Source organism: Streptomyces sp. AK02-01A, assembly GCF_033795305.1.
Lineage (GTDB): Bacteria > Actinomycetota > Actinomycetes > Streptomycetales > Streptomycetaceae > Streptomyces.
Genome location: NZ_JARBAE010000050.1, coordinates 39,621 through 48,176, shown reverse-complemented (window position 1 = coordinate 48,176; position 8,556 = coordinate 39,621). Strand labels below are relative to the sequence as shown.

Annotated in this window: 11 protein-coding genes; 5 read left to right on the top strand and 6 right to left on the bottom strand. The window is 65.0% G+C overall.

The window, feature by feature from the left end; genetic code table 11:
• Positions 1-282 precede the first annotated feature (282 nt).
• Both PV679_RS31260 and PV679_RS31255 read right to left on the bottom strand, forming a co-directional pair.
• Positions 283-852, bottom strand: coding sequence for a hypothetical protein (locus tag PV679_RS31260; RefSeq protein WP_319684044.1), 570 nt, complete (start codon positions 850-852; stop codon positions 283-285).
• Positions 853-990: 138 nt separating this feature from the next.
• On the bottom strand, positions 991-1,239 hold the full coding sequence (locus PV679_RS31255) for a GntR family transcriptional regulator (RefSeq protein WP_319684042.1): 249 nt from the start codon (positions 1,237-1,239) through the stop codon (positions 991-993).
• A 148-nt stretch (positions 1,240-1,387) separates the two neighbouring features.
• Here PV679_RS31255 and PV679_RS31250 point away from each other — a divergent pair, with 148 nt between their 5' ends.
• From PV679_RS31250 to PV679_RS31240, 3 genes are all read left to right on the top strand, one after another.
• Positions 1,388-1,774 (top strand): hypothetical protein, encoded by a 387-nt coding sequence (locus PV679_RS31250; RefSeq protein WP_319684040.1) that lies wholly within the window; start codon positions 1,388-1,390, stop codon positions 1,772-1,774.
• A gap of 201 nt (positions 1,775-1,975) precedes the next feature.
• Positions 1,976-2,713 carry a GntR family transcriptional regulator gene (locus tag PV679_RS31245; protein WP_319684039.1) on the top strand — a complete coding sequence of 246 codons (738 nt, stop codon included), beginning with the start codon at positions 1,976-1,978 and terminating at the stop codon, positions 2,711-2,713.
• Entirely contained in the window at positions 2,710-3,045 is a 336-nt protein-coding gene (locus PV679_RS31240; protein WP_319684038.1) for a hypothetical protein, read from the top strand. Before PV679_RS31245 ends, PV679_RS31240 begins: the two co-directional genes overlap by 4 nt.
• A 256-nt stretch (positions 3,046-3,301) precedes the next feature.
• Here PV679_RS31240 and PV679_RS31235 read toward each other — a convergent pair whose 3' ends face one another.
• Genes PV679_RS31235 through PV679_RS31225 form a run of 3 tightly spaced genes read right to left on the bottom strand, consistent with a single transcriptional unit; the run spans position 3,302 to position 5,800 of the window.
• On the bottom strand, positions 3,302-4,213 hold the full coding sequence (locus PV679_RS31235; protein ID WP_319684036.1) for an FkbM family methyltransferase: 912 nt from the start codon (positions 4,211-4,213) through the stop codon (positions 3,302-3,304).
• A 37-nt stretch (positions 4,214-4,250) separates the two neighbouring features.
• Entirely contained in the window at positions 4,251-5,006 is a 756-nt protein-coding gene (locus PV679_RS31230) for a glycosyltransferase family 2 protein (RefSeq protein ID WP_319684034.1), read from the bottom strand.
• 5 nt (positions 5,007-5,011) lie between these two features.
• Positions 5,012-5,800 carry a GntR family transcriptional regulator gene (locus PV679_RS31225; protein ID WP_319684032.1) on the bottom strand — a complete coding sequence of 263 codons (789 nt, stop codon included), beginning with the start codon at positions 5,798-5,800 and terminating at the stop codon, positions 5,012-5,014.
• Between the two features lie 565 nt (positions 5,801-6,365).
• Here PV679_RS31225 and PV679_RS31220 point away from each other — a divergent pair.
• Both PV679_RS31220 and PV679_RS31215 read left to right on the top strand, forming a co-directional pair.
• The gene (locus PV679_RS31220) at positions 6,366-6,659 is read left to right on the top strand and encodes a hypothetical protein (RefSeq protein ID WP_319684031.1); all 294 of its coding nucleotides are present in this window, start codon (positions 6,366-6,368) and stop codon (positions 6,657-6,659) included.
• Positions 6,656-7,798 carry a DUF2637 domain-containing protein gene (locus PV679_RS31215; RefSeq protein WP_319684030.1) on the top strand — a complete coding sequence of 381 codons (1,143 nt, stop codon included), beginning with the start codon at positions 6,656-6,658 and terminating at the stop codon, positions 7,796-7,798. The genes PV679_RS31220 and PV679_RS31215 overlap by 4 nt, the downstream gene beginning before the upstream one ends.
• Positions 7,799-8,019: 221 nt before the next feature.
• Here the strand turns inward: PV679_RS31215 and PV679_RS31210 are convergent, their stop codons facing one another.
• A complete protein-coding gene (locus tag PV679_RS31210) occupies positions 8,020-8,490 on the bottom strand; it encodes a hypothetical protein (protein WP_319684028.1) in 471 nt (156 codons plus the stop codon).
• Positions 8,491-8,556 lie beyond the last annotated feature (66 nt).

Sequence of the window (8,556 nt, the reverse complement as noted above, 5' to 3'; positions counted from 1 at the left end):
ACCCGGCCCACCGCGCCGGGCCCTCACCATGCCCACCGACCGACACCGCTCCAAACGACCCCGCTCAGCCAGCCATCAGCCGCAACTGAAACGGCGAGGTTAGGATCTTGCTCCGTTCAGTCCAATACGCCGCGGTTCGTGACCGTTCAGGTCCGTTCAACGTCAGGCCACGCATGGCCCACATGCCTGCTCCGGCCGAGGCGCACGAACAAGCGGTTCGCCGTGTTGCTCCGATGCGGGGCAGCCATGAAACCTGGCCAAGTGGGCCGACCTCGGCAGGGGTTACGTGGCCTGACCGTCGTCCTCACGACGAGCGGCCGGCAGCAGAAGGTCGCGCTCGGGGTGCTTCTCGCCGCTGACGTTCCCCTGCACGCCGAGATCCACCCGGGCGGCTTCGTGGAAGGCGTTGATGCCCCGGAACCCGGCGCGGTTGCGCTCGCGCCATTCTTCTAAGGTGCCCACGGTTTTCCCGGTGGCCTGCCACTCGATCGCCACCGTCGCGGCGTTCAACTCGTGCGCGGCCTCGACCACGTCATCGCCCCCGAGCAGCATGACTTGCTCGAAAGCCCGCCCGCGGTATCGCTCGGCCTCGGCCATCTCCGCAACCATCTCCACCTCGGAGTGCTCGCTACGGCGAAGCCCCTCCCGATGCTCATAGAGCTGTACAGCGAGGAAGATCCCAGCCCGCACCCGGTCGACGTAACCTCCGTAGGCGTCCAACTTCCGGTTGTCCCACCGAGTCACCAACTCCCGCTGATGACGACTCCGCTCCATCGCGTAGTTGGTCAGGTGCGTGGTGAGCGCGCCCAGCAACACAGCAGCGATCGTGACGAGTTGTTCGCCGGTACCCAACTCGTCCCCCAGAGATCAAGTCATCTACAGCTCTGGAGAATCTTAGGAGTCGGCCCGCCAAGTAGACCAGGGGATGCCTGAAACACGGCAGCACGGCCGGTCAGGTGCAATGAAGCTGTGGCGGCGGCAGGCCCAGCGTCACCCCTCGTCGGCTGGCTGAGCGATGACGTATACGCCCATGCCTTTCACCGTCTCGACCAGGCCCTCATCCTTCAGCACCTTCACCGCTTTGCGGAGGGTGTCCCGCGCGACGCCGTATTCCTGCTCCAACTCGACGAGCGAGGGAATCCGCCTGCCCACAGGGATCGACCCGTCAGAGATGCGGAGGCGCAGGATCGCGGCGATTTGCTGGTACGGCGGGATGGGCCCCTCGCGGTCGATGGTCACGAATCGAAACTAGGCAGGGGGCGACGGCTTGCCATAGCTAGCCACGTGGGTAGTAGGGGGTAGTACAGTCTATATGGGTGAACCAAAGACCCCCGCAGCCGATGGCACGGCCCGGGGGTGTGGACGATCGCTTCGAAGGAGCGACGACATGGCCAATCCTACTGAGACCCTCGCCCACTCGGATGAGCCCCCGGACGGGTGCGCTCTGAACCGGGAGTACGGGCAACATCGCAAGATCGGCGTGATCGCGCGTATGTGGTGTGCTGCGGCAGGGGCAAGACGTCAGCTCATGCCTACTCCGAAGGGCGAGCACCGGCGCCGGGAGACGACAAACGGGCCTGAGGCGCGCTACGCGGGGCCCGCACTTGCATCTCAGTTGCTGCCACACCGCCACGGCGAGCCGATCCGCGCCGAAGACAAGGCCCTGGTCCGTCCGTATGTACTGACGGCAGAAGAACGCGCGCAACAGCGAAGCGCGGTCAAGCGGCGCATTCTGCTGGTCAGTCCGCACTTCGATGCTGCGGAGCTCTGCTGATGTCCATCAGCTATCCGCGACGACCACCAGGTCGTGCCAACGCAGTGCCCTATCGCTCAATCCGCTGCCGGTTGGGCGCGCACGCTGAGTGCAAAGAAGCCGTCCCCAGGCACCCGCTGGCCGAACTGCCGCTGATCTACGAGACGTGCGCGTGCCCGTGCCATCAGAGCCGACTCGACACCTCCGGCAAAGGAGAAATCCATGGCTAACCGCTACGAGCGCATCGCGGATGACCTGCGGCGCCTCATTGCAATGGGTACGTGGCTGGTGGGCGAGCGCCTGCCCTCGGAGCTTGAACTTGCCGCGCGCTACAGGGTCAGCACCCCGACCCTGCGGAACGCTCTCGAAGTACTTCAGAGCGAGTGCCTGGTGGAGAAGCGCCACGGTAGCGGTAACTATGTCCGTCGGCCCGGACAACGGATGACGTACGTGGTCGACGGATGTGGAGCGGAACAGAGTGCGGTGACCAGCGTGGCTGTCGACGTCAGTTTCGAAACCGCCATGGTGGCGGCCGACGGCCGGCTGTCTCTGCTCTTGGACGTGCAAGCGGGCAGTCCGCTGACCGAGTACGTCTTCATCAGCCATCTGGGAACCTCGCCGCGCAGTTTGACCCGCGTCTACGTGCCACACGCCGTGGCGCAGCTCGGCACGCTCGAAGAGAACGGGTCCCCCTGGGGCAACGGCGTCCGGAACTTGTTGGCTGCGGCCGGAGTCCAGGTGATGAGTACCACCGAGCGGGTCACCGCCCGATTCCCGACGGCGGACGAGGCCCAGACGCTGCACATCACGAGCCGCACACCCGTACTGGCTGTGCAGCGCGTGTCGATCGACGTCAACGAGCGTGTCGTGGAAGGAACTCTCTTGGTTATGCCCGGGGACCGCACTGAGATTCTCTTCACCACTGGTTCGGCGGTCAAGAAGTTGGCGGTGGCAGGATGACCGAACACGAAAGCATTCTTCGCTTGCTGCCATGGACCAACTCGGATGGAAACCCGTGTTTTTTGAGCACTGACGACAACGACGGTTTCATGTCCCGGCTCGCCGATGCGGCGGAAAGGGAGCAGACCGACCTGGGGGCCGACGTGCTTGAAATGGTCAAGGCCGTCCTTGCGAATCCTCAGACAGATCGGCGTGAGCTCCGGTCCGCCCTTACCCACGCAGCCGAGGCACTCGGCGACGTGCTGCGAGTGGCAGAGAGCCGAGGCGCACGCTTGCCAACGCCGGAATTCGAGAATGGAGGCCCCCAACAGCCGGCGGAAACTTTCGGATGACTGGCTCTACCCAAACCCGTGTGAGGGCAGCACCGCCCGGGACTCACTGCGGGTCCTGCGCTGGACACCGGGTCATCTGGTGCCCGGACTGCTGCGGCTTCGAAGGTTGCCTGACGTGCCATCGAACGTACCGGGTTCCCTGTCCTGTCTGCGCGAACGGGACCCACAACCCGATCAGGTGGTGAAGAACGCCATCACCAACTATGGCCCGACTCCTCGTACCGAGGGGCCGGGCCATAGCACATACGTGAAAAGGTCAGCCGAGCGTCTCCGCATCCACCCGGGAAAAGATCAGATCACTTTCGTCGACAACCGGTCCACGCCACCGGACAGGGGCGACAGATTCCCCACGCAATGCCAACGGATAACTCTCCGGTGCGTAGTCGTTTGTGAGCCGATAGACGTGAAACCCATGGCTTCGCATCGTCTTAAGCAAATCATCAGCTGAATCGCCAATTCGGGCCATTCGATCGGGAGTCACCTCGACAGTGATCTCTGCGTCGGGTCTAAGCATGTCGAGCATGGGCGCCATCCCTCGCACGACTGGCCACTCAGCGCCCTCGACATCAATCTTGATCACCCGTGCGCTGGCGATTTCCGCCGGTTCTAGAAGCTCCGGGAGCGGGCGGGCCTCGATCTCGAATGAGGACTCTGCGGGTCCGTCGTATGGCACGATGCTATTCGCGCCCATATTCGCTGAACTGGCCAACACGAACTTCAGATTCTTCCGACTGTCGGCAACAGCGGCATTGACCGCACGCACATTGCGGCACTGATTGAGCCGCACCTGCTGTAGCAGCGTCTGATGGAACGCCGGTGACGCCTCAAGCGAGACCACCCGCCCCGAGTCCCCGACGAGCCGCGACGCCAACACGCTGTAGTACCCGATGTTCGCGCCGACGTCGATGAACGTATCCCCAGGACGTAGCCGACTCTGAAGCCATCTCGTCATGTGCGGTTCCCACACGCCGAAGAGGTAGAGGTAGCGCTGAATGAGGTCCTGAGTGTCAACGGCGAACCGGGCCCCGAACTGAGATCGGACGACCCGCTGAAGCGGATGGTCGCGCAACTGCGGATTCAAGAACTCTGCGGAAAGCTGCATTTTCCCGAGCAACCCCGGACCATGACGCACGTACGTGCGGCTAAGGCAGACCAGTGCGGCCAGCATCTGGCTATTCACCTGATTGCCACGGGCCCATTACGCCTCACGCTCCCGGATAGGTCCAACGAAGGCACGAGAGCGCTCGTGTTCTGGCCTCCACCACCGCCATGCGGGCATCGCGTTCGGATGGATCAGTGTGCGCCGCCTGGCCGGTCGCCTGGCCTGGCCACTTGCGATACAGCAGACCCACATCGGCTGAGAACCAGCCGCGGCTGACCGAGTCCAGCGCGAGGAGAAGGCCCGTATCCTCCGAGGCCGGCAGCGCCATCCAGCCGCCGAGCGCGACCACCAGGTCCCGGCGGGCGAAGAGGGTCGCCGGGTGGACCGGCGCCCGGAAATCGTGGGCTGTCCAATACTCCGATACCGTCCCGCGTTCCAACGGGCCGTGGTCCGGGTCCCCTTCGAAGCCGACCGTCGTGCCGTCGGGCAGCAGATCCAGTACGCGTGAGGTCGCCCAGCCGAGCGTGGGGTCACCTTCGAGCGCGGCCAGGTCTCGGGCCAACGCGCCTGCGGGCAGCTGGTCGTCGGCGTCCAGGACCTTGATGTACTCACCGTCCGCGTGCGCCAAAGCCAACGTACGGGCGGTACCAGGACCACCGTGGCGCCCCTGCTTGAACGTCACGCGCGGGTCGTCGGGCACATGCGGAGCGACTTCCTCGCCCTTGCCGTCCTCCTGGACCAGCCAGTGCCACTCCCAGCCGTCGGGCAACTCCTGCGCGCACAGCGACTTGTACGCCTCCTGCAGGAAGTGAGCGGACGGCCCGTGTACGGCGGTGATGACGATGATGCGCCGGCTCACGGCGTTCACCACTTTTCCAGGGGAGTGGTGAAGTGCAGTTCGGTGCGGTCACCGGGGAATGTCACGTCGGACATCTCTACGACGCGGTCACGAATGTCGTACGACGTCTTCCGCAGTACCAGGACCGAGGTGCCTGGCGGCAGTTCCAGTTCCTCCGCTTCCTCCGGGGTCGGAGGGCGGGCGGTGACACGTTCTTCAACACGGTCCAACTCGACGCCGACCGTGTGCAGTTGACTCTGCGTGCCGCCCGGCCATGGCTCCTTGGTCTCGTCCAGGAGGTCCGGGTTGGCTTCCACCATCGTGCGGACGAGGTACGAGGTGACCAGCGTGAACGGTGCGCTCTCGACCGCGTACCGAGTCCGGTACGTACGGACCACGACTCCGGTCCCCTCCGGGACGCCGAAGGCCTCCGCGATGTCCTTCTCTGCCTTGCCCTCCCGGTAGGACGCGTGGAAGACGAGATCGTCCACCTGGAGCCCGGTGTCGTGCTCCGTCGAGCCCGTCCTCAGCCGCTCGCTCTCCGGCTCGCGTGCCCGGTCCTTTTCCCACTGGTGGCGGTCGTTCGTGCGCAGCACCCTCGTACGTGCCTTGCGGACGAAGGTGCCTCGGCCGTGCTGCTTCTCGACCAAGCCCTCGTCCTGCAAAACCCGGAGCGCGTCACGGATTGTCGGCACGCTCCGCCGGTGGTCCTCGGCGAGCTGCGCCTCCGAGGGCAAGCGGTCGCCAGGCCGTAGCTCACCTGCGCGGATGGACTGTCGGAGCGCGTCTGCGATCCGCTCGTACGCCTTGGCCATGAGTGTTCACCGTCCTGTTTTCGTGACGGCGACAGCATACGACTCCTAAAGAGGTCTTGACGACTAGAGGAGAGCTGAGTCATAGTCAGGGCAACTCCTAAAGAGGTCTTGAAGACAAGATCTCTTGAAGAGTTCATCGCGCCCTGAGGGCCCCGTGAAACGGGTCCGAGGGAAGCGCTTGCTCCTTGCGAACTGAACAGTGTGCTGAAAGCACGAGTGCTTTTGATCTCCGGCACCCGGCCACCTCCACACAAGGGCAGTGGTCAGGGCGTCGGAGGTCATGACCACTCGTCTCCTGACGAGCGGTCTCGTCGGCCAGTCAGTCCGCCCGCGCGCTCGGCACCGACTGGCCCCTGATGTTCCTGTCGGGCCTCTGCGGCTTCACCGCGGTGATGACCGCATACCGATGGGCACCCCGCCTCACCGGCCCTCGACGCTTCCGCGTCTGAGCGCCATTTTTTCTCCACCACCGTCTGACCCACCTACCACCCAACGGCCAGCGGCCCCGGTGTTCGAGCACCGGGACCGCTGTAGGGCCGCCTGCCTTCTGAGGAGAGCACGACCCATGAAGAACATTGTGTCTGGTCATGTGGCCGTTTCGGCCGATGAATTTGTAGAACTGGCCCTCGGTACCCCGCTGGATCTGTGGCTGGGCGTCGAGGGCGAGAGCGAGATGGAGCGGGCGGCCCGTATGGACGCGGCCCGCGACATCCTCGCGGAGGAGCTGGAGCTCCTGGACCGGGTGAGCGTGGTCGCTGCTGAGGCGATCGAGGCGTTTGCCCCGAACCTGTTCAACGTCATCCCGCTGTCCTGCGCTGCGGCTCGGCGCCGTCCGGTCCGGAAGGGAGCGGTGGCATGAGCACCCGGAACGGGGCCCACGTCATGAGTTCTTCTGAGATGGAACTGCGCGGGGTTCCGCCCCTGACTCGCCCGGAACTAGGTCTCATGGGCTCGGTGGCGCTTGCTGCGGCCGGTGTCGGTGCGCTCGGTCTGGCGTCGTCCTTCAGCGCGGTTTCGGAGGCGGCGGCGCGGTGGGAGTTCTCTTCACCGTGGATGCTGCCGATCGGTATCGACATCGCGATCCCGGTGTTCACCGGGGCCAACCTGCTGCTCATCCGTACGGATATGGCGTTGGGGTGGGTGCGGTTCGTGCCGTGGGTACTGACGCTCGTGACGTGTTACCTGAATGTCGCGGCTGGCACGTCGGCGTCGGCGAAGGCGGCGCACGGGACCATGCCGTTGCTGTGGGTGGTGTTCTCCGAGATCACCGCGCACGTCTACGCGGTGCGGATCGGTGCGGCGACCGGTAAGCGGATGGAGAAGATCCGCAAGAGTCGATGGCTGCTCGCGCCGCTGTCGACGTTCGCCTTGTGGCGCAGGATGACGCTGTGGGAGATCACTGCCTACGCGGTCGCTCTCGATCGGGAGCGGGAACGGCAGTTGGCGCGGGCCGATCTGCGGGAGCGGCACGGTCGACGCTGGCGGTCGAAGACCCCGCACCGTGAGCGGGTGCTGTTGAAACTGGGGGAACTGACCCCCGATTCGCCGGCCCCAATCACTCCGGTCGTAAACCAGGAGGAAACACCGTTCAGTGCAACAAATCAGTCGGGGTCTGATCTGCCGGTATCGACCCCAACGCCCACCGAGCCGGATACCGGCTCATCGGCTGCTGTGGAGGTCGACTCCGCACCGGCTCTTCCCGGGCCGGTTGAGTCGATTCCCGTGGAGTCCGCTCCGGTCGATCGGGTGCGGCGTGGTTCCGTGCGTCGCCCGACGGGTCCGGTTCCCTCGGCTGCCCGATCGAGTCGGCCGCGCCGCACGATGGATCAACTCCTTCTTGAGGCACGTGAGTTGACTGCTGATTGGTCGGACAGTGCGCTGACGGGTGAGGCGATCCGGAAGGCGCTGCGGACCGCTCCGGACAAGGCCCGGAAGCTCCGCGACACGCTCAGGGCGGAGCGTGGCGAGGCCGACGGTACTGAGGTTGACGCCGCGTAGTGGGTGGTCGTTTCTTCGACCCGGACGGGGCGCGCTACGGCATCCCAACTGGAGTTCACCCGGGTCCCCCAAGACGTCCGGCGGCTGCATCGGCCCAAGTGCGCAGGTGAGCACCTGCCGCCGGATAATCCGACAAGCGCACCAGGTTCTCGCAATCACGAGCAGATTTGCGAGTACAGCCAGGAACTTGCCTGTTCATCCGGGGATTCGGAACTCGCTCCTCAAGCGATCCATGCCTCGCCGTGTCGATGCCGGTCCAACCCCACGGCTGAGAACTCGTCCTCGCTGGCGCTTGCCACTACGCCCAACCGCCGAAGTGCCTGAGAGATGGGACTGCCAGCAGGCGGAAACGGCTCGCCCTCCTGCACATGGAGGGGTCCCAGCACGATGGTGCCGGCGTCCCAGACGGCAGCCTGCTGCTCGCCCACACCGCCGAAGTACTCGGCTTCCACGTAGGCCACTGGCCCAGCGGTAGACCAGTCAGCCAGAGTTTTTCCGAACTCTTCCGGCAGCCGCCAGAACCCCAAAGTGCCCACGTCGCTGCCGTCTGCGAAGGAATCAAAGAAGACGTCTGTCATAGGCATCAGCGACAGCCCCTGACCGATCGATGCCAGCCGCGCATCCGGCACGTCAAGCGCCGTGCCGCGCAGCACTTCCCCGTCAGCAATCACTGCTCGCAGGTCGTAACCCATCCCAATGCCCCCTCCACCGATCGGAGGCCCCATCTTGACGCAGACACCGAAACCGAACCCGCGCGG